Source organism: Variovorax sp. GW821-FHT10D07 (assembly GCF_059415325.1).
On record NZ_JBWKMZ010000003.1, the window covers coordinates 695,265 to 715,913 of the forward strand.

Sequence of the window (20,649 nt, forward strand, 5' to 3'; positions counted from 1 at the left end):
CTGGGCTTTCCATTAGATCGATTGAATTTTGGGCACCGCTTTTTTAAATGAAATCAACAACTTGCACGAGAAACCGTGCAATTGTCCGACCCCAGGGGCCTGGCGCCCGAGCCACGGCACCCGTTGTGGAAGAGTGCCAAATCACGATTCGGCGGTTTTGTGAACTTGCGTGACCCCAATCCGGTTTCCGGACCGCGCGTCTGGGCCGTCGGCGCGTTGTGCCGCGCGGTCGCCGATGCGCTCGATGCCCGCTTCAATCCGGTGTCCGTGCGCGGCGAAATCTCCGGTTTTTCGCGTGCGGCGAGTGGACATTGTTACTTCTCGCTCAAGGACGAGTCGGGCCAACTGCGCTGCGCCATGTTCCGCCGTGCGGCCGGCCTGCTCGATTTCTCGCCGCGCGACGGCGACCAGGTCGAGGTGCGCGGGCGTCTCGCGGTCTACGAGCCGCGCGGCGATCTGCAACTGGTGGTCGAAAGCCTGCGCCGGGCCGGGCAGGGCGCCCTGTTCGAGCAGTTCCTCCAGCGGAAGGCGCGTCTCGAGGCCGAGGGGCTGTTCGACCCGGCGCGCAAGCGCGCGCTGCCGGTGATGCCGCGCGCGATCGGCGTCGTCACCTCGCTGGGCGCCGCGGCGCTCCATGACGTGGTGACCGCGTTGCGCCGGCGTGTGCCCCACATTCCCGTGACGGTGGCGCCCGCGGCGGTGCAGGGCGCCGCTGCACCCGGCGAACTGGTGCGCGCGCTGCAATCGCTCTACGCGATGCAACCGGCGGTCGACGTCATCCTGCTGGTGCGCGGCGGTGGATCGATCGAGGACCTCTGGGCCTTCAACGACGAGAGCCTGGCCCGCACCATCGTGCAGAGCCCGGTGCCGCTGATCAGCGGCGTGGGCCACGAGACCGACTTCACCATCGCCGATTTCTGCGCCGACCTGCGCGCGCCGACGCCTACCGCCGCGGCCGAGCTGGTCAGCGCGCCGCAGGCGCTGTGGCTCGATGCCCTGACCTTGCTCGAGGAGCGGCTCGACGACGCCATCGGCGCGCGGCTTGACGTGCTGGGCCAGCGGCTCGACCAGGCCGCGGGCCGGCTCGGCCGTCCTTCGTCGCTGGTGGCTCGGCAGCAGTTGCGGCTCGCGCACCATGCGCAGCGCCTGCACTACGCGGTGCTGTCGAGGACGCAGCGGCATTCGCAGGCGGCGCAGACGCTGGCCAACGATTTCCCTTCGAAGTTCGAGCGCGCGCTGGTGCAGCGCCGCGAGCGCCTGGAGCGTGTCGCGCTGCGGCTGCGCCTGCTCGATCCCGCGCTCGTGCTGCAGCGCGGCTATGCCTGGATCACCGACGCCGACGGGCGCGCCGTGGTCAGCGCGAAGGCGCTCTCACCCGGCGATGCCGTCGTTGCCCGCCTGGCCGATGGCTCCGTCGATCTGACCGTCGGGTCACGCGGCGCGACGGGAACGCGTCCGACGTGAGTGCCACGATTCCTTTCTAGAATCATTGATTCCCCACAACCAACCCACGAGAAAAAACCATGGAACATGTGCTCCCCCCCCTGCCGTACGCCCTCGACGCGCTGGCACCCGAGTACTCGAAGGAGACCCTCGAGTACCACTACGGCAAGCACCACAACGCCTATGTGGTGAACCTCAACAACCTGCAGAAGGGCACCGAGTTCGAGTCGCTCACGCTCGAAGAGATCGTCAAGAAGTCCAGCGGCGGCATCTACAACAACTCGGCCCAGATCTGGAACCACACCTTCTTCTGGAACTGCATGAAGCCGCAAGGCGGCGGTGCTCCCAGCGGCGCGCTGGCCAAGGCCATCGATGCCAAGTGGGGCAGCTTCGACGCTTTCAAGGAAGCCTTCGTGAAGTCGGCCGTGGGCAACTTCGGCTCGGGCTGGACCTGGCTGGTGAAGAAGCCCGACGGCAGCGTGGACATCGTGAACACCGGCGCCGCCGGCACGCCGCTGACGACCGCCGACACGGCGCTGCTGACGGTCGACGTCTGGGAACACGCCTACTACATCGACTACCGCAACCTGCGTCCCAAGTTCGTCGAGACCTTCCTGGCCAAGCTGGTCAACTGGGACTTCGCCGAAAAGAACTTCGGCTGAGATCGACGAGGGGCACCATCGCGGTGCCTTCATGAAAAAGCCCCGCGACGCGGGGCTTTTTGTTGGGCCAACCGAAATCGGTCGGCGGTGTGCGGCCAGCGAGGGGACTCAGCGCTTGCCCGCGGCGAACAGCTCGCCGGTGATCTTCGCGCCCTTCTTGATGTTCTTCTTCTTGAACCAGCCCTGGTTCATTTCGAGCACGTACTTCACCGGCTCCTCGGAGCAATGCGAGTCGTCGGTCTGCGGCTTCATGTCGGCCAGGTTGACGATGCGGCCGTCCTCGGCCACGAAGGCGGCGGTCAACGGCAGCAGCGTGTTGCGCATCCAGAAGCACTGGGTGGCCGGCTGCTCGAACACGAAGATCATGCCTTCGGCCTGCGGCATCTCCTTGCGGAACATCAGGCCGACCTGACGCTCGACCGGCGCCTGGGCGATCTGCGCATCGATGGTGTACAGGCCGATCGACAGCTTGGTGCGGGCGAGGTTGGTTTGGGGTTCCTGCTGGGCGTGGGCCGGAGCGAGCAGGGCGGCGGAAGCGGCGACGGAGAAGGCCAACAGGGCGGCAAAACGCTGGAGCATCGGGGTTCTTTCAGACTCTTCCATACAAAGAAGGCCGTGCCCGGCCCCATGAAAAAAGCCCGCGGAAGCGGGCCTGGCGGGCATGGCCTGTGAAGGCGGCTAGCTTACGCCTTCTTGGTGGCGACGTGGGCCTTGGCGACCTTGCGAGCCTTGTGCTTCTTGGCGGCGGCGTGCTTCTTGGCCGGCGCCTTGGCCTTGGTGGCGGCAGCGGCGGGAGCTGCTGCGGCGGGTTCGGGTTGTTGGGCAAAGGCACCGAATGCGACAAGACCGGCGACCAGGGCAGCGAACAGCTTCTTCATGACAAATCCTTTGAGATTGTTAGATATGGACCACCTCCCTGTGGAGGTGCATGTTCAACGAAAAGCATTCGTTGCGGTTGACAGTGCGGGCCCCCGAAGAATGAGCAAAAAATGAGGGGCGAAAAAAAAGCGCCCCGATGGAGCGCTTTCTTTCAAGAGGACGAATCCTTAGTTGGGCGTGCCGCCTTGGGTCGACTTGCGCTTCACGCTGCCGTCCTTGTTGCGACGACGTTGGTCGCGGCTTTCAGCGCGCTTCTCGCCGGAGGTAGCAGCCTTGTCGGTGCCGATGGCGCCGCCTTCGGGCGTCTTGGCGATGTCGCCAGCGGGAGCGGCCACCTTGCCAGCGGGACGTGCGTCCTTGCGGGCTTCAGCGCGTTGCTGCGCCTTGCTGTTGCTGGCGTTCCCTTGCTCGGGGGTGGTGCCAGCCGGGTTTTGGGCATAGGCGCCGGCTGCGAACAGGCCAGCGATCATGACTGCGAGAAGTTTGCTCATTGATGGATTCCTCTATCGAGAATTGGTTGGAAACGCCTCCCGGCGAGCAGAAGGTCAGGCACTAACGAGGCCGGCGGCCCGCAGGTTGACAAACGCCCACTGATGGGTTGCGTCTAAAATGTACAGCGATTTGTTCGCGGGCTGTACAGCGAATCCCCCTCGCTGTCTGAATTCGCAGACAGTCGTCACCGAATTACTTCCACTCCGGAGTCTTCCTCCCCTCATGTCCAGCTACCAGCACATCAAAGTCCCGACCGAAGGCCAGAAGATCACGGTCAACGCCGACAACTCGCTCAATGTGCCCGACCAGCCGATCATTCCCTTCATCGAAGGCGACGGCACTGGACTGGACATCACGCCCGTGATGCTGAAGGTGGTGGATGCTGCGGTGGCCAAGGCCTACGGCGGCAAGAAGAAGATCCACTGGATGGAAGTCTATGCCGGCGAAAAGTCGACCAAGGTCTACGGTCCCGATGTCTGGCTCCCCGAGGAAACGCTGCACGCCGTGCGCGACTACGTCGTTTCGATCAAGGGCCCGCTGACCACCCCCGTCGGCGGCGGCATCCGTTCGCTGAACGTCGCGCTGCGCCAGGAACTCGACCTCTACGTCTGCCTGCGCCCCATCCAGTACTTCGAAGGCGTGCCCAGCCCGGTTCGCGAGCCGCACAAGACCAACATGGTCATCTTCCGCGAGAACTCGGAAGACATCTACGCCGGCATCGAGTTCGAAGCCGAGAGCGACAAGGCCAAGAAGCTCATCAAGTTCCTGCAAGAGGAAATGGGCGTCAAGAAGATCCGTTTCCCCGACACCTCGGGCATCGGCGTCAAGCCGGTGTCGAGGGAAGGCACCGAGCGCCTGGTGCGCAAGGCGCTGCAATACGCGATCGACAACGACAAGTCGAGCGTCACGCTGGTGCACAAGGGCAACATCATGAAGTTCACCGAAGGTGGCTTCCGTGACTGGGGCTACGCCCTGGCCCAGAAGGAATTCGGCGCGGAACTCATCGACGGCGGCCCGTGGATGAAGTTCAAGAGCCCGAAGAGCGGCAAGGACATCACCGTCAAGGACAGCATCGCCGACGCGTTCCTGCAGCAGATCCTGCTGCGTCCCGCCGAGTACAGCGTCATCGCCACGCTCAACCTCAACGGCGACTACGTGTCCGACGCGCTGGCCGCGCAGGTCGGTGGCATCGGCATCGCCCCGGGCGCGAACCTGAGCGACACCGTCGCCATGTTCGAAGCCACCCACGGCACCGCGCCCAAGTACGCCGGCAAGGACTACGTGAACCCCGGTTCCGAAATCCTCTCGGCCGAAATGATGCTGCGCCACATGGGCTGGAAGGAAGCCGCCGACCTGATCATCAGCGCGATGGAAAAGTCGATTGCCAGCAAGAAGGTCACCTATGACTTCGCCCGCCTGATGGACGGTGCCACGCAGGTGAGCTGCTCGGGCTTCGGCCAGGTGATGATCGACAACATGTGATCCCGCCCTTGGCGTCCTCGAACGCCGAAGCGACAGTCACAAGCCCCCGAGGTTCTCACGAGCCTCGGGGGCTTTTTCTTTGCCGCGCGGGTCTCTTTTGACGGTCCGGAAAGACTCGTTGGGGGCAAAGATCACGGACGAGGTGATGCCTGTGCGCATTTAACTATTGCTGAAAACTGGGGACGAAAAAACACGCTACTGCCTCGACAGAATCGTGCGCATCGAGGATCAGGGGAGTGCACGATGAGGGGCAGGAAGAAGTCGCGATCGATGCCGCCATGCGCGCAAGCCGTGCATCGCTTCGCGCAGGCATGCATGCAGCGTGAGCGAGGGGATGGCCAGCCATGATCTTGTCTCGGCGAGCACTGTTCCTGAAGCTCGACCCCACGCTGTTTCGCGCGATCGAATCGGCGACGGCGTTCGCGAAGCTGCGCGGCAATCCGCATGTCGAACTCGTGCACTGGCTGCATCAGCTCCGGCAGGCCGGCGATGGCGACCTGCATCGCCTGTGCCATCACCATCGCATCAGCCTGCAGCTGCTCGACAAGGGTTTTGCTGCAGCTTTGTCGTGCCTGCCCGCCGGCACTTCGTCGTTGAGCGACTTCTCGCACCACATCGAAGCGGCGATCGAGCGCGCCTGGCTCTTGTCCAGTCTCGAGTTTGGCAGCCGTTGCATCCGCGGAGTGCAACTGATGAGCGCGCTGTTGCAGACCCCGGAGCTCCGGCGTGTGCTGTTCGAGATCTCGCCCGCATTTCGCGCCCTGGCGATCGAACGGCGGCCCGATGAACTGCTCGCGCTCGTGAAGGGGTCACCCGAAGAAGCGGAAGGACCTCGCGATGGCTCGGACACCGTGTCGGTGTTTCCCGGCGAAGCCGGTCTCGCGATGGCAGCAGTCACCCCGGCCAGCTCCGCGCTGGCCGCCTACTGCGCCGATCTCACCGAGCATGCACGCGCGGAGCGGATCGACCCCGTCATCGGCCGTGGCCAGGAGATCGCCACCATGGTCGACATCCTGTTGCGTCGGCGCCAGAACAACCCTTTGCTCACCGGCGAGGCCGGCGTGGGCAAGACCGCGGTCGTCGAGGGGCTCGCGCTGGCGATCGCCAGAGCCGAGGTCCCGCCGAAGTTGCGCCATGCGCGACTGCTGAGCCTCGACGTCGGCGCATTGTTGTCCGGGGCCGGCGCGCAGGGCGAGTTCGAGCACAGGCTCGAGGCGTTGCTGCAGGAAGCGACGCAGTCGACTCGGCCGGTGATCCTGTTCATCGAGGAGTTGCATGCGTTGGTCGGCGCAGGTGACCGGGATGCAGCGCGAGATACCGCCAATCTCCTGAGGTCGGTTCTTGCGCGCAGTGCGTTGCGCGTCATCGGCGCCACCAATCGGCGCGAATGCAGGCGTCACGTCGAACAGGATCCGGCGCTCGCGCGCCGCTTCCAGGTGCTGCAGATCATGGAGCCGCAGGCGGCAGACGCCATCGACATGGTGCGGGGATTCGCCGCCACCTTCGCCGTGCACCATGGCGTGACCGTGCTCGACGAAGCGGTGCGCGCCGCTGTCGTGTTGTCGCATCGCTACCTGCCTGCGCGGCAGTTGCCCGACAAGGCCATTGGCCTGCTCGACACGGCCTGTGCGCGCGTAGCCATGTCGCTGCACGTGCCGCCACCGGCCGTAACGGGCCTGCGACAGCGGATCGCGGCGCTTGCGGTCGAGGTCGGGCTGCTGCGCGACGAAACCAGGATGGCCCGGGGTTGCGAGACCCGGCTGGCACGGCTGATCGCGGTGCGCGATTCGCTCGAGCAGATCCGCGATGAGCTCAGGGCGCAGAAGAACAAGTGGCGGGGGGAGAAGGCGCTGGTCCGGCAGATCCAGGCGCTGAGGGTAGAAGAAAGAACGGAGGGGGAGGGTGAGCCGGACCATCTTCCGCACCTCGATTCATCGGTGCTCGAGCAGGAGCTTCAAGGCCTTCAGCAAGACACGCCGCAAGTCTTCCTTCAGGTCGACGAAGCGGTGGTTGCAAAGATCGTCGCCGAGTGGACCGGTATCCCCACCGGGCGGCTGCTCACCGACGAGGTCCTGGCCATGCTTCAGCTGCGGCAGGTGCTCGAGCAGCGCGTGCTCGGGCAGGCGGGCGCGCTCGACATCATCGCGCGGCGCATCCAGGCGGCGCACGCGCGATTCACGGATCCGTGCAAGCCCGCCGGCGTGTTCCTACTGGCCGGGCCTCCCGGTGTCGGCAAGACCGAAACGGCGCTGGCCTTGGCCGAGGCGATGCACGGCGGCGAGCAGACCCTCATCACCCTGAACATGAGCGAGTTCCAGGAGCCTCACAGCGTGGCGATGCTTCGGGGCGCACCTTCGGGCAGCGTCGGATACGGGGAGGTCGGCGTGCTCACGGAGGCCGTTCGCCGCCGGCCCTATGGCGTCGTGCTGCTGGCCGAGGTCGAGAAGGCCCATCCCGACGTGCACGAGGTCTTCTGCCAGGTGTTCGACAAGGGATGGCTGGAGGACGGCGAAGGACAACGCGTCGACTTTCGCCACACCACGATCTTGCTCACCAGCAGCGTCGGCTCGGCTTTCATCGAGCACGCCTGCAGGAACCCGGCGGCGATGCCCTCGGCCGACGCCTTGTGTTCAGGCCTGGCGGTTCCGTTGCGCCGCGTCTTTTCCGCTGGCTTTCTCGACCGCGTGACGGTGGTGCCATACCTGCCGCTGTCGACGCCCGTCATGGCCGGCATCGCCGCGCTGCATCTGCAGCGCATCGCGGACCGGATGGGTGAGCAGCACGGCATCGATCTGAGCTACGCGGACGATCTCGTCGCTCATGTCATCGGGCGATGCCGGGTCCATGACACCGGCGCGCGGCAACTCGTCGCGTTCATGGAGCAGCAGCTGTTGCCGGTTCTGTCGGGGCATTGGCTCGACGCACTGCGGGACAAGCGCGAGATCGTCCGCATGCATGTGAGCCTCCGAAGCCATGGCGCCGAGATGCTTGCGGACGGATCGCCAAGCGGTGCCGGGAAACGCATCGCCTGCCACATCGAGTACGCCTGAGGTGCTTTCACCTGGGTTCATCCCTCGGCTTGAATTTCAACCGGGCGTGACATACATCTGCGGGTGGATTGCTACGGATTTCCGTTGAAAACGGACGCCTGAACCCAGGCGGCTGTCGGGTGGCGACCCGAGGCGGCGCCGAATCGGTTGGCGAGCGCTGCGCCGACGCACCCGAACCGCGTCAGTTGGAACAGTTTGGCAAGCCATTTGCGTCTCCGACGGGGCGGCGCTGCAGGGGGCATTCCGCTGGCGCACCTCGCCGGTGCCGGCCGTGCTGCCTGCCGAAGTTGTTGCAGGTGAACCCCCGGGCTTGTGAACGCTCTGGCTGCCGACGGGTGAGACGGCGGGCTGTCGGCGTGATGTTTACGGACAGGACGCAGGGGCGAGGACCCCGAGGCAGGCGGTGGAGGAAGCCATTCGGCCCGATAGGCGCGGCGAAAAAAGGCGGACGCGCTCTCGAGCTGTGGAGCCCATTCCGGCCCAGAACCCCGGCTGCAAGACCTCGGCGCCAAGGAAATCACCGATTTCCCAGCGGAACTGCCGCCCGCCGAACACGCCCAAAGGCCCAAATTGCCGGTCCCCCGAAAGCCTGTTCCGCGGAATATCCGCGCTGGATATCGTCAAAATCCGTTGAACGGATTTTTGACGGCGTATGAGACGCAAGCCTCTTGATTTGTCGAATTCTCGCCACCAGCTTTTCCCGAGCCGGCACGGCGCTTGCACGCTCTATAGAATCTTTTTCATGGCAACGAGAATTCCTTCGACCCCTCCCACGCCACCGGTGCGCAAACCGGCGCGAGACGACGGAGATTCGGTCGTCCTCGAGCGGCGTCCGCAGAAAACGGCGCCTCCCCAGATGTACCAGGTGGTCATGCTCAACGACGACTACACGCCCATGGAGTTCGTGGTCGTCGTCTTGCAGGAGTACTTCAGCAAGGACCGCGAAAGCGCCACCCAGATCATGCTCAAGATCCACCTCGATGGCCGCGGCGTCTGTGGGGTCTATTCCCGCGACATGGCGGCCACCAAGGTCAACCAGGTGATGGAGGCGGCCAAGCAGGCAGGGCATCCTTTGCAATGTGTCAGCGAACCCGTGGAATGAACCTGTTGATTTAGGCAAGCTCCAACCCATCTGAGAACTTATTTACAGCAAGGCAAAAAGGAAATCACATGATTGCCCAGGAACTGGAAGTCAGCTTGCACATGGCCTTCGTCGAGGCCCGGCAACAGCGCCACGAGTTCATCACCGTGGAGCATTTGCTGCTCGCTTTGCTGGACAACCCGAGCGCCGCGGAAGTTCTGCGCGCCTGCTCGGCCAACGTCGACGACCTGCGGGCGTCGCTCACCAACTTCATCAAGGACAACACGCCCCAGGTGGCGGGTACCGACGATGTGGACACCCAGCCCACGCTGGGCTTCCAGCGCGTGATCCAGCGCGCCATCATGCACGTGCAGTCCACCGGCAACGGCAAGAAGGAAGTCACCGGCGCCAACGTGCTGGTCGCGATCTTCGGCGAGAAGGACTCGCACGCGGTCTACTACCTGCACCAGCAGGGCGTGACCCGCCTCGACGTGGTGAACTTCATCGCCCACGGCATCAAGAAGAGCGATCCGCCGGAAGCTGTCAAGGGCAACAGCGAAGCCTCTTCGAACGAGAGCGAAGAGGGCGGCGGCGAGAAGAACGAGAAGGCCTCGCCGCTCGAACAGTTCACGCAGAACCTCAACCAGATGGCCAAGGACGGCAAGATCGATCCGCTGATCGGCCGCGAGTACGAGGTCGAGCGCGTGATCCAGATCCTGTGCCGCCGGCGCAAGAACAATCCGCTGCTGGTCGGCGAGGCCGGCGTGGGCAAGACCGCGATCGCCGAGGGCCTGGCATGGCGCATCACGCAAGGCGACGTGCCCGAGATCCTGGCCGAGTCGAACGTGTTCTCGCTCGACATGGGCGCGCTGCTCGCGGGCACCAAGTACCGCGGTGACTTCGAACAGCGCCTCAAGGGCGTGCTGAAGTCGCTCAAGGACAAGCCGAACGCGATCCTGTTCATCGACGAGATCCACACCCTGATCGGCGCCGGCGCGGCCTCGGGCGGCACGCTCGACGCCTCGAACCTGCTCAAGCCGGCGCTCTCGAGCGGCCAGCTCAAGTGCATCGGCGCGACCACCTTCACCGAATACCGCGGCATCTTCGAGAAGGATGCGGCCCTGTCGCGTCGTTTCCAGAAGGTCGACGTGGTCGAGCCCTCGGTGCAGGAAACCGTCGACATCCTCAAGGGCCTGAAGTCGCGCTTCGAGGAACACCATGGCGTGAAGTACGCGGTGGCCGCACTGCAGGCCGCGGCCGAGCTGAGCGCCAAGTACATCAATGACCGTCACCTGCCCGACAAGGCGATCGACGTCATCGACGAAGCGGGCGCGGCACAACGCATCCTGCCGGCGAGCAAGCGCAAGAAGACCATCAGCAAGACCGAGGTCGAGGAAATCGTCGCGAAGATCGCGCGCATTCCCCCGGCCAACGTCAGCAACGACGACCGCGGCAAGCTGCAGACGATCGAGCGCGACCTCAAGAGCGTGGTGTTCGGCCAGGACAAGGCGCTCGAGGTGCTGGCCTCGGCCGTCAAGATGGCGCGTTCGGGCCTGGGCAAGGGCGACAAGCCGATCGGCTCGTTCCTGTTCTCGGGTCCCACGGGCGTCGGCAAGACCGAGGCGGCCAAGCAGCTCGCCTACATCATGGGCATCGAGCTGATCCGCTTCGACATGTCGGAGTACATGGAACGTCATGCGGTGAGCCGCCTGATCGGCGCGCCTCCGGGCTACGTCGGTTTCGACCAGGGCGGTCTGCTGACCGAGGCCGTCACGAAGAAGCCGCACTCGGTGCTGTTGCTCGACGAAATCGAGAAGGCGCACCCGGACATCTTCAACGTGCTGCTGCAGGTCATGGACCATGGCACGCTGACCGACAACAACGGGCGCAAGGCCGACTTCCGCAACGTCATCATCATCATGACGACGAACGCGGGTGCCGAGACCATGAACAAGGCGACCATCGGCTTCACCAACCCGCGGCAGGCCGGCGACGAAATGGGCGACATCAAGCGCCTGTTCTCGCCCGAATTCCGTAACCGGCTGGATGCCATCGTCAACTTCAAGGCGCTCGACGAGCAGATCATCCTGCGCGTGGTCGACAAGTTCCTGCTGCAGCTCGAAACGCAGCTGGCCGAGAAGAAGGTCGAGGTCACGTTCACCGACAAGCTGCGCAAGCACCTGGCGAAGAAGGGCTTCGATCCGCTGATGGGCGCACGGCCGATGCAGCGCCTGATCCAGGACACGATCCGTCGTGCACTGGCCGACGAACTGCTGTTCGGCCGCCTGACCGAAGGCGGGCGCCTGGAAGTCGACCTCGACGAGAAGGACGAGGTGCTGCTCGACATCCAGCCGCTGCCGAAGAAGGAAGGCAAGTCCAAGCCCGAAGCCGAGGAAGCCGCGACCGGCTGATCCCCGCCGATCGACGGGACATTCGCCCTCAAAAGGCCGGTAGCATCGCGCTGCCGGCCTTTTTTCTTTTCCTCGGGCGGGCGCTTCAGGGATGGAAAGCGGCGTGCGGCCAGGCCGATCGCGCCTTTTCCCGATGCCTGCGGTGTCCTCGGGCCGGCCCCGACGTCCGATCGCTTCGCCTTGATCCTCCCCGAACTCAGTCCCGAATGGAAAACCGGCCTCTCCCTGGCATGGAGCGGCTACATCGCCGTGCTGTCGGTCTGGATCGTGATGCAGAAGCGCGCGCCGGTGTCGACGATGAGCTGGATCCTGTCGCTGGCGCTGCTGCCGTTCGCGGGCTTCGTCATCTACTACTTCCTCGGGCCGCAGCGCCTGCGCAAGCAGCGGCTCAAGCGCCTGCGCACCCGCGCGAACGCCAATGCGCAGGCCGACCTGGCGCGGCTGCGCGACGCGGCCGAGCATGCGCCACCGGCGCTGCAGCAGATGGCGCGGCTGGGCACCGCGACCTGCGGCATCCCGGTATCGAGCGCCACCGGCGTCGAACTGCTCTCGGGCGGGGCGCGCACCTTCGACGCGATCTTCGAGGCGGTGCGCGCGGCGCGCGACCACGTGCATCTCGAGTACTACATCTTCGAGCCCGACACCATCGGCACCGCGCTGCGCGACCTGCTGGTGGCGCGCGCGGGCGAGGGCGTGAAGGTGCGGCTGCTGATCGACGCGCTGGGCTCCCAGCGCATCGGCCGCAAGTTCATGGCGCCGATGCTGGCCGCAGGCGTGCAGGTGGCGCTGTTCCACGACACCAAGATCGGCCGTCGCCTGCGCCCGGTGACCAACTACCGCACTCACCGCAAGATCGTGGTGTGCGACGGCCGCGTGGGCTTCACCGGCGGCGTCAACATCACGGACGAGGAAGACAAGCGCACCCGTCCCGACGCCTACCACGACGTGCACCTGCGCGTGGAAGGCAGTGCCGTGCGCTGGCTGCAGACCACCTTCATGGAGGACTGGACCTATGCCACCGGCGAGGACCTGCACAGCTTCGGCGACGGGCTCGATGCCATGCTGCCCAAGGTGGAGGCCGGCGAGATCCCGGTGCAGATCGTCACCAGCGGGCCCGACAACACGCTCGAGGCCATCCACCGCATGCACGTCGAGGCGATCCACAACGCCAACCACCGCGCCTGGCTCACCACGCCTTATTTCGTGCCCGGCGAGCCCGCGCTGATGGCGCTCACCAGCGCCGCGCTGCGCGGCGTCGACGTGCGGCTGCTGGTGCCGCGGCGCAGCGATTCGGCCATCGTGAGCGCCGCCGCGCGCTCCTACTTCGACGAACTGATCGCCGCCGGCGTGAAGGTGTGGGAGTACAAGGCGCGCATGCTGCACTCCAAGACGCTGGTGGTCGACGACGACTGCGCGATGATCGGCACCGCGAATTTCGACAACCGCAGCTTCCGGCTCAACTTCGAGGTCTGCGCCGTGGTTTATGGTCCGGCCCTGGCCCGGCCGCTGGCGGCGCAGTTCGAGACCGACCTGCACAGCTCGGCCGCGGTGCGCGCGCATCGGCCGCAGCCCTTTTGGCAACGGCTCGGCGACTCGATCGCGCGGCTGTCGTCGCCGCTGCTCTGAGGCCGGGCGCCGCACCCGGTATCCGCTTTCGCTTTCCCACAACGACATGACCGCTCAAACCTTCCTCTGGCACGACTACGAAACCTTCGGCGCCGTGCCGCGCCGCGACCGGCCCTCGCAGTTCGCCGCCATCCGCACCGACGCGGCGCTCAACGAGATCGGCGAGCCGCTGATGATCTATTGCAAGCCCGCGCCCGACTACCTGCCGAGTCCCGAGGCCACGCTGATCACCGGCATCACGCCGCAGCTGTGCCTCGAACGCGGCCTGCCCGAGCACGAGTTCGCGGCGCAGATCGAGCGTGCCTTCTCGCAGCCCGGCACCATCGGCGTGGGCTACAACACCATCCGCTTCGACGACGAGGTCACGCGCTTCCTGTTCTGGCGCAACCTCATCGATCCCTATGCGCGCGAGTGGCAGAACGAGTGCGGTCGCTGGGACCTGCTCGACGTGGTGCGCCTGACCTATGCGCTGCGGCCCGACGGCATCCAGTGGCCGAAGAAGGAGGACGGCAGCGCCAGCTTCAAGCTCGAGGACCTCGCCAAGGCCAATGGCCTGCTGCACGAGTCGGCGCACGATGCGCTGTCGGACGTGCGCGCCACCATCGCGCTGGCGCGGCTGATCCGCAACGCGCAGCCCAAGCTGTTCGATTTCGCCTTCGCGCTGCACCGCAAGGACCGCGTGGCCAGCGAGCTCGGCCTGCCGGCGGTGCGCGAGACCGCGAAGCCCTTCCTGCACGTCTCGGGCATGTTCCCGGCCGAACGCGGCTGCCTGGCCGTGATGTGGCCGCTGGCCAGCCATCCCACCAACAAGAACGAGCTGCTGGCCTGGGACCTCGCGCACGACCCGAGCGAGCTGCGCGACCTCGATGCCGACACCGTGCGGCTGCGCATGTTCACGCGCGCCGCCGAACTGCCCGAGGGCGTGGTGCGGCTGCCGATCAAGGGCGTGCACCTCAACAAGTCGCCGATGGTGGTGGGCAACCTGCGCACCTTGGCGGCGCCCATGGCCGAGCGCTGGGGCATCGATCTCGACACGGCCATGCGCCATGCCGCGATCGCGCGCGACCTGCCCGACATGAGCGCGATCTGGGCCAAGGTCTACGAACGGCCGAAGGAGGCCACGCCCGATGTCGACGAGGACCTCTACGGCGGCTTCGTCGGCAACGGCGACCGGCGCCGGCTCAACCAGCTGCGCGCGCTCTCGCCGGCCGAGCTCGCGAAGGACCGCACCGGTTTCGACGATGGGCGGCTCGAGGAGATCGTGTTCCGCTACCGCGCGCGCAACTGGCCCGAGACGCTGAGCGAGGAAGAGACGCAGCGCTGGGAAGAGCACCGCGCGGCGCGGCTGTTCGAGGGCGAGGGCGGTGCCCGCACGGTCGAGGGCCTGTTCGCCGAGATCGATGCGCTGTCCGAGACGGTGGACGAGCAGGGCGAGGAACTGTTGGGCGCGCTCTACGACTACGCCGACGCGATCGCACCGTCGCGCTGAACCTGCGGGGTCGTTCATGCCGATGCCATCGACGCGACGATTCCCGCGCGGACTCGCAGCCGCGATGCTGGCGCTGTCGCTGGCGGGATGCGGCTCGCTCCCCGCATCGCCAAGTGCAGCGGCCTGCGCCCCAGGCCTCTCGCCCTTCGAACGCGACACCCTCTATTTCGGCCGCGCCATTCCCACCGGCGGCCAGGTGTCCGAGGCCGAGTGGTTGCGCTTCCTCGACGGCACCGTGACCCCGGCCTTCCCGCAGGGCCTCACCGTGATCGACGCCGTGGGCCAGTGGCGCGGCGAGGCGGGCGCGGTGGTGCGCGAGCCCTCGAAGATCGTGGTGCTGCTGCATCCGCGCGACGACAAGGCCGACGCGGCCATCGCCCAGGTCATCGCGGCCTACCGCCAGGCTTTCGCGCAGGAGGCCGTGCTGCAGGAAAGGCAGGCCGTCTGTGTCCGGTTCTGAACAGAAGACCGCAACGGATGTCGTCCGGCGACTGGTGCCGGCCGATGCGATGGCCTATCGCGCGCGCATGCTCGATGCCTACGAGCGGCATCGCAGCGCCTTCACCTCGACGGCGGCCGAGCGCGGCGCCTTGCCGCTGCGCTGGTGGGAAGAGCGGCTGGCGCCGGGCGACGACACGGCCGACGTGGTCTATGGCGCCTTCGACGCCAGCGGGCTGGTCGGCGCGGCCGGCCTGAGCTTCGAGCGGCGCGAGCGCGCGCGGCACAAGGCGACGCTGTTCGGCATGTCGGTGGCCGAATCGGCCCGGCAGGCGGGCTTCGGCCGCCGGCTGGTGCTGGCGCTGCTGGACCATGCCCGCCAGCGGCCGGGCCTGCGCCTGGTGCAGCTCACCGTGACCGAAGGCAACGATGCCGCCCAGCGGCTCTACGAACGCTGCGGCTTTCAGTCTTTCGGCATCGAGCCGCTGGCGATCGCGCTCGACGGCCAACTGCTGGGCAAAGTGCACATGTGGTGCGACTTGCTGCAGCCCGGCCACTCGCAAGGCTGAGCCCGGGGCAGGGCGGCCTCGCCCGGCTGCTACGATCCGCGGCCTTCTCGCTGCCGGACCGCGCCATGCGGCCTTCGTTTCGCCGAACCAGCCCGAATGCCCCAAGCCTCCACCACCGATCTCTTCCTGGGCCCGAACGGCCTGCTGCGCCGCCATGCGCTCGGCCTTGGCGTGGCGACACTCGCGGGCGTCGGCGGCAGCGCCGCGACGGTCGCGCTGCTCGCGCTCATCAACCGCATGCTGCACGCCGAGGGCGGACTGGCCTCGGGCCTGGCGCTGGCCTTCGTGGGCCTCGCACTGCTCACGCTGGCCGGGCGCGTGCTTTCCGACGCGCTCACCAACCGCATCGGGCAGGACATCCTGCGCAGCCTGCGGACCCGGCTCGCGCAGCGGATCCTCGCGGCGCCCATCGACGAGCTCGAGCGCTTCCGCACCCACCGGCTGACACCCGTCTTGACGCACGACATCGGCATGGTGAGCGGCCTGTGCCTGGGCCTGCCGATGACGGTGGTCTCCGCGACCATCGTGCTCGGTTGCCTGGCCTGGCTGGTCTGGCTCTCGTGGCAGCTCGCGGCGCTGCTGGCCGTGGTGATGGCGGGCGGTATCGCGATCCACCGGCTGGCGCTCGAGCGCGCCATCGCCGGCTTCGACGCGGCGCGCGAGGGCGAGGACGCGTTGCACAAGGCCTGGCGCCGGCTCGGCGACGCGGCCAAGGAACTGCGCCTGAGCCGCGGCCGTCGCGCGCAGGTCTACCAAGGCGAGATCCTGCGCAGCGTCGACGAAATCCGCCAGGCCAGCGTGAAGGCCGGCGATGCCTTCTCGTTCGCGCACGAGGCCGGCTCGGCGCTGTACTTCCTGTTCATCGCCGTGGTCTTCGGCGCGGCCCGGTTCTGGAACCTGTCGGCCGAGGCGCTCAGCGGCTTCGTGCTGGCGCTGCTCTACCTCAAGGGGCCGATGGACCAGGTGCTGGGCTTCCTGCCGTTCTTCGCACGGGCGCGGGTGGCGCTGGTCCGGGTCGCCGAACTGACCGAGCGCTTCGAGAGCCCGGAACCCGGTCTGGCCGATGCCGTCGTCGGCACGGGGTCGCGCCCGGCCTTCGCCGAGGCCATCGCGCTCAGCGGCGTCCGCTACGCCTTCACGCCCGCGGAAGCCGAAGACGGCGCGCAAGCCGCGCAGGTCGCCGCGCCGTTCGTCTTCGGCCCGATCGACCTGCGCATCGCGCGCGGCGAGATCCTCTTCATCGCGGGCGACAACGGCTCGGGCAAGACCACCTTCCTCAAGCTGCTGACCGGCCTCTACCTGCCGCAGTCCGGCACGCTGACGGTCGATGGCGAGGCGGTGACCGACGCCAGCCGCGACACCTACCGCCAGCTGTTCTCGCCGGTGCTCTCGGACTTCCACCTGTTCGAGGCGCTGACCGACGAGCCCGGCCTCACGCACGCGCAGCGCGACGACCTCGCGCGTGCCGGCCTGGCGCGGCTCGCGCTCGAGGGCAAGGTGGCGGTCAACGACGGCGCCTTCAGCACCATCGACCTCTCGACCGGCCAGCGCAAGCGGCTCGCGCTGGTGCATGCCTGGGTCGAGGCGCGGCCCGTGATGGTGTTCGACGAATGGGCGGCCGACCAGGATCCGAGCTTTCGCCACCAGTTCTATACCGAGCTGCTGCCGGAACTGCGCGCCAAGGGCCACACGCTGGTCGTCATCTCGCACGACGACCGCTATTTCGGCGTGGCCGACCGCGTCGTGCACTTCCGCGACGGGCGCATCGCCGCCGCCTGAGATTTCAGGTGGCCTGGCCCTCGACCGCGGGCAGCGCGCCGAGGTCTTGCGACCAGTCGAGCGCCGAGCGGCACCATTGCCGGCGCCGCGGCGGCAGCAGCGCGCGCTGCGCCAGCGGGCCGATGCGCAGCGAGTAGGCCGGCGGCGTGTCGCTGTCCGCACTCGATGCGATCGGCGTGCCGCAGTGCGCGCAGAAGCTCTGGCGCCGCCGCGTGCCGCTCTCGGCCGTCTTCACGTAGACCTTCGGCGTACCGCTGAGGAGCCGGAAGCTCGCGGCCGGCACGGTGGCCGACACGCGGTAGGCGGTGCCCGAGAGCACCTGACAGTCGGTGCAGTTGCACAGCGCGACCTTCTCGGGGTCGACCTCGGCTTCGTAGCGGATGCGGCCGCAATGGCAGGCGCCCTGGACTTTCATGCGAACTCCTCGTGGGGGATGGCGGCATCGTAGGAAGGACCGCGCGCGGCCGCAACGGCGGCCCCGATTTCCCCCGTGCGCACGGCCATGGGCCGGCCCACGTATGCTCCCCGCATGGACGCCACCGCCGCCGCGCTCGCCGACTTCGCCACGCGCCACCGCAAGCTGTTCGTGCTGACCGGCGCGGGCTGCAGCACCGAATCGGGCATCCCCGATTACCGCGATGCGCGCGGCGAATGGAAGCGGCCGTCGCCCGTGACCTACCAGGCCTTCATGGGCGAGGAGGCGACCCGACGCCGCTACTGGGCGCGCAGCCTGATCGGCTGGCCGACCATGGCGCTGGCCCGGCCGGGCGCCGCGCACCGCGCGCTGTCGCGGCTCGAGGCGGCCGGTCGCGTCGGCCTGCTGCTGACCCAGAACGTCGACGGCCTGCACGAGGCCGCCGGCAGCCACGCCACCATCGACCTGCACGGGCGCATCGACACCGTGCGCTGCATGGGCTGCGAACGCCGCCTGCCGCGCGCTGAGCTGCAGCGCGAACTGCGCGCGCGCAATCCGCGCTGGGCCGCGCTCGAAGCGCGCGCGGCACCCGACGGCGATGCCGATCTCGAGGGCCATGACTTCTCGGCCTTCGACGTGCCGGCCTGCGCCCATTGCGGCGGCCTGCTCAAGCCCGACGTGGTGTTCTTCGGCGAGAGCGTGCCGAGGGAACGCGTCACCGCGGCCTTCGCGGCGCTCGACGCCGCCGATGCGGTGCTGGTGGCGGGCTCATCGCTGATGGTCTATTCGGGCTTCCGCTTCGTGCAGGCGGCCGCGGCGGCCGGCAAGCCGGTGGCGGCGGTGAATCTCGGGCGCACGCGTGCCGACGATCTGCTGGCGCTCAAGGTCGAGCGGCCAGTGGGCGAGGCGCTCGCGGCACTGGCCGAGGCGCTGGCGCCCGAACCGCGCGCGGCCTGAGGCAGCGAAAGCTCAGGCCTTCGGCAGGCTCCAGCTCGTCGCGTCGCCGCGGCCCGGCAGGTGCAGCGAGGCCGTCGCCGCCGGCGTCTCGGCCAGCAGCCGGCCCTTGCGGAACACCTTCAGGCGCGTGGCGCGCAGCCGGATCGCCTCGACGGGATCGCGCGCCTGCAGCAGCACGAAGCTCGCATCGCAGCCGGCCTCGAGGCCGTAGTTCTCGAGGTGCATCACGCGCGCGGCGTTCGTGGTCACGGCCTCGAAGCACTGGTGGATGCCGGCCTGGCTGGTCATCTGCGCCACGTGCAGGCCCATGTGCGCCACCTCGAGCATGTCGCCCGAGCCCATGCCGTACCAGGGGTCCATCACGCAGTCGTGGCCGAAGGCGACGTTGACGCCGGCGGCCAGCAGCTCGGGCACGCGCGTCATGCCGCGGCGCTTGGGATAGCTGTCGTGGCGGCCCTGCAGTGTGATGTTGATCAGCGGGTTCGAGACCACGCTCACGCCGGCCTCGGCGATCAGCGGCAGCAGCTTGCTCACGTAGTAGTTGTCCATCGAATGCATCGAGGTGCAGTGCGAGCCCGTGACCCGGCCCTGCAGGCCCAGGCGCTGCGTCTCGAAGGCCAGGGTCTCGATGTGGCGCGACAGCGGGTCGTCGGATTCGTCGCAGTGCATGTCGACCAGCTTGCCGCGCTCGGCCGCGATCTCGCACAGCCGCTTCACGCTGGCCGCGCCGTCGGCCATGGTGCGCTCGAAGTGCGGGATGCCGCCGACCACGTCCACGCCCTTGTCGAGCGCGCGCTCGATGTTCTCGAGCCCGCCCGGGATGCGCAGCGCGCCGTCCTGCGGGAAGGCCACCAGCTGCAGGTCGAGGTACGGCGCCACGCGGCGCTTGACCTCGAGCAGCGCATCGACCGCCAGCAGGCTGGCATCGCTGGTGTCGACATGCGAGCGCACCGCGAGCAGCCCCTTGGCCACGGCCCAGTCGCAGTAGGCCAGCGCGCGCTCGATCAGCGCCTCGGCCGTCAGCAGGGGCTTGAGCTCGCCCCACAGCGCGATGCCCTCGAGCAGCGTGCCGCTCTGGTTGACGCGCGGCAGGCCGTAGCTCAGCGTGGCGTCCATGTGGAAGTGCGGGTCGACGAAGTGCGGCGCGACCAGCTGGCCGGTGGCATCGAGCGTGTCGTGCGCCGGCGCGGCCAGGCCGGCCGTGACTTCGGCGATGCGGCCGTCCTGCACGGCGATCGACATGCCGGTGCGGCCGTCGGGGAGGGTGGCGTTGGTGAGGAGGAGGTCGAGCATCGTGGGGCTTGGGGATCGTTGTGGGGAGATTCGGCCTGGCGTGGCCGGTTGGCTGGCCTCAGCGCGTGCGCTGCGGCCGGAAGCGGTACTGGCCCGGTGCCGGGCCGACCTCGATGGTCACGCGCCGCAGCTTGTCGTCGTGCCCCGAGTCGGCCTTGGCCGTCAGGACGATGCCGCGCGGCGTGGCGCGGCAGGTCAGCTCGCTGAGCGCGATCTCGGCATGGTCGTTGTCGAGCTCGGCGATGGGGACCGTGTGCGCGGCCTGCAGGCTGCCGTTGGCGTCGCGCGCCATCCATTGCACATAGAGAAAAGACTGCGCGTACTGCTCGGCATGCACCACGCGGTAGGTGCCCTGGTGGTTCGGTCCCCAGGTGCCGCAGAGCTGGACCCAGGTGACGGCATCGGGCGTCTGGAAGCGGTCGTAGCCATAGTCGGTGCCCAGCGCATGGGCGGCCGTGCCGCACGCGAGCACGGCGGCGATCGAGGCGGATTGGAGGAAGTTCGGCATGGTGTGTGGAGGGCGATGGCGGGCCGTCGTAATTCTCTACTCAGAATTTTTTACCTTGCAGAGACAAAAGTCCGA

18 protein-coding genes are annotated in these 20,649 nt (G+C 67.4%); 12 read left to right on the plus strand and 6 right to left on the minus strand.

Features of this window, described 5'->3' with window-relative positions:
* Positions 1-159 precede the first annotated feature (159 nt).
* Complete coding sequence (xseA, locus tag AC07PU_RS13665) at positions 160-1,464, plus strand: exodeoxyribonuclease VII large subunit (protein WP_495318305.1); 1,305 nt, start codon at positions 160-162, stop codon at positions 1,462-1,464.
* Positions 1,465-1,523: 59 nt separating this feature from the next.
* Positions 1,524-2,105 (plus strand): superoxide dismutase, encoded by a 582-nt coding sequence (locus tag AC07PU_RS13670; RefSeq protein ID WP_208510907.1) that lies wholly within the window; start codon positions 1,524-1,526, stop codon positions 2,103-2,105.
* Between the two features lie 108 nt (positions 2,106-2,213).
* On the opposite strand, the gene AC07PU_RS13675 is transcribed toward AC07PU_RS13670, so the two are convergent.
* From AC07PU_RS13675 to AC07PU_RS13685, 3 genes are all read right to left on the minus strand, one after another.
* Entirely contained in the window at positions 2,214-2,684 is a 471-nt protein-coding gene (locus AC07PU_RS13675; protein ID WP_093342217.1) for a DUF192 domain-containing protein, read from the minus strand.
* 104 nt (positions 2,685-2,788) lie between these two features.
* A complete protein-coding gene (locus tag AC07PU_RS13680) occupies positions 2,789-2,983 on the minus strand; it encodes a hypothetical protein (protein ID WP_093342215.1) in 195 nt (64 codons plus the stop codon).
* Positions 2,984-3,151: 168 nt separating this feature from the next.
* A complete protein-coding gene (locus AC07PU_RS13685; RefSeq protein WP_490876947.1) occupies positions 3,152-3,475 on the minus strand; it encodes a cell envelope biogenesis protein TolA in 324 nt (107 codons plus the stop codon).
* A 223-nt stretch (positions 3,476-3,698) separates the two neighbouring features.
* Here AC07PU_RS13685 and icd point away from each other — a divergent pair, with 223 nt between their 5' ends.
* From icd to AC07PU_RS13730, 9 genes are all read left to right on the plus strand, one after another.
* A complete protein-coding gene (icd, locus tag AC07PU_RS13690) occupies positions 3,699-4,958 on the plus strand; it encodes an NADP-dependent isocitrate dehydrogenase (RefSeq protein WP_093342214.1) in 1,260 nt (419 codons plus the stop codon).
* A 344-nt stretch (positions 4,959-5,302) separates the two neighbouring features.
* Positions 5,303-8,008 carry a type VI secretion system ATPase TssH gene (tssH, locus tag AC07PU_RS13695; RefSeq protein WP_495318099.1) on the plus strand — a complete coding sequence of 902 codons (2,706 nt, stop codon included), beginning with the start codon at positions 5,303-5,305 and terminating at the stop codon, positions 8,006-8,008.
* A 742-nt stretch (positions 8,009-8,750) separates the two neighbouring features.
* Positions 8,751-9,110, plus strand: coding sequence for an ATP-dependent Clp protease adapter ClpS (gene clpS, locus AC07PU_RS13700; RefSeq protein WP_093342210.1), 360 nt, complete (start codon positions 8,751-8,753; stop codon positions 9,108-9,110).
* A gap of 68 nt (positions 9,111-9,178) precedes the next feature.
* Positions 9,179-11,500, plus strand: a complete 2,322-nt coding sequence (gene clpA, locus AC07PU_RS13705; protein ID WP_093342208.1) for an ATP-dependent Clp protease ATP-binding subunit ClpA — start codon at positions 9,179-9,181, stop codon at positions 11,498-11,500.
* Positions 11,501-11,680: 180 nt separating this feature from the next.
* Positions 11,681-13,126, plus strand: coding sequence for a cardiolipin synthase (cls, locus tag AC07PU_RS13710; RefSeq protein ID WP_093342207.1), 1,446 nt, complete (start codon positions 11,681-11,683; stop codon positions 13,124-13,126).
* A gap of 46 nt (positions 13,127-13,172) precedes the next feature.
* Entirely contained in the window at positions 13,173-14,615 is a 1,443-nt protein-coding gene (gene sbcB / locus AC07PU_RS13715; RefSeq protein ID WP_296801497.1) for an exodeoxyribonuclease I, read from the plus strand.
* Between the two features lie 16 nt (positions 14,616-14,631).
* On the plus strand, positions 14,632-15,075 hold the full coding sequence (locus AC07PU_RS13720; protein WP_495318103.1) for a DUF3574 domain-containing protein: 444 nt from the start codon (positions 14,632-14,634) through the stop codon (positions 15,073-15,075).
* On the plus strand, positions 15,062-15,622 hold the full coding sequence (locus tag AC07PU_RS13725; RefSeq protein WP_495318105.1) for a GNAT family N-acetyltransferase: 561 nt from the start codon (positions 15,062-15,064) through the stop codon (positions 15,620-15,622). Before AC07PU_RS13720 ends, AC07PU_RS13725 begins: the two co-directional genes overlap by 14 nt.
* A gap of 96 nt (positions 15,623-15,718) precedes the next feature.
* Entirely contained in the window at positions 15,719-17,401 is a 1,683-nt protein-coding gene (locus tag AC07PU_RS13730; protein WP_495318107.1) for a cyclic peptide export ABC transporter, read from the plus strand.
* A 4-nt stretch (positions 17,402-17,405) separates the two neighbouring features.
* Here AC07PU_RS13730 and AC07PU_RS13735 read toward each other — a convergent pair whose 3' ends face one another.
* Complete coding sequence (locus AC07PU_RS13735; RefSeq protein WP_495318109.1) at positions 17,406-17,816, minus strand: GFA family protein; 411 nt, start codon at positions 17,814-17,816, stop codon at positions 17,406-17,408.
* Positions 17,817-17,930: 114 nt separating this feature from the next.
* Between AC07PU_RS13735 and AC07PU_RS13740 the strand changes: the two genes are divergently transcribed.
* Positions 17,931-18,773 carry an NAD-dependent protein deacetylase gene (locus AC07PU_RS13740; RefSeq protein ID WP_495318111.1) on the plus strand — a complete coding sequence of 281 codons (843 nt, stop codon included), beginning with the start codon at positions 17,931-17,933 and terminating at the stop codon, positions 18,771-18,773.
* 12 nt (positions 18,774-18,785) lie between these two features.
* Here AC07PU_RS13740 and AC07PU_RS13745 read toward each other — a convergent pair whose 3' ends face one another.
* Together AC07PU_RS13745 and AC07PU_RS13750 are read right to left on the minus strand one after the other, a co-directional pair.
* A complete protein-coding gene (locus AC07PU_RS13745) occupies positions 18,786-20,066 on the minus strand; it encodes an amidohydrolase family protein (protein WP_093342198.1) in 1,281 nt (426 codons plus the stop codon).
* Between the two features lie 58 nt (positions 20,067-20,124).
* Positions 20,125-20,574, minus strand: a complete 450-nt coding sequence (locus tag AC07PU_RS13750) for a hypothetical protein (protein ID WP_093342197.1) — start codon at positions 20,572-20,574, stop codon at positions 20,125-20,127.
* Positions 20,575-20,649: the final 75 nt, after the last annotated feature.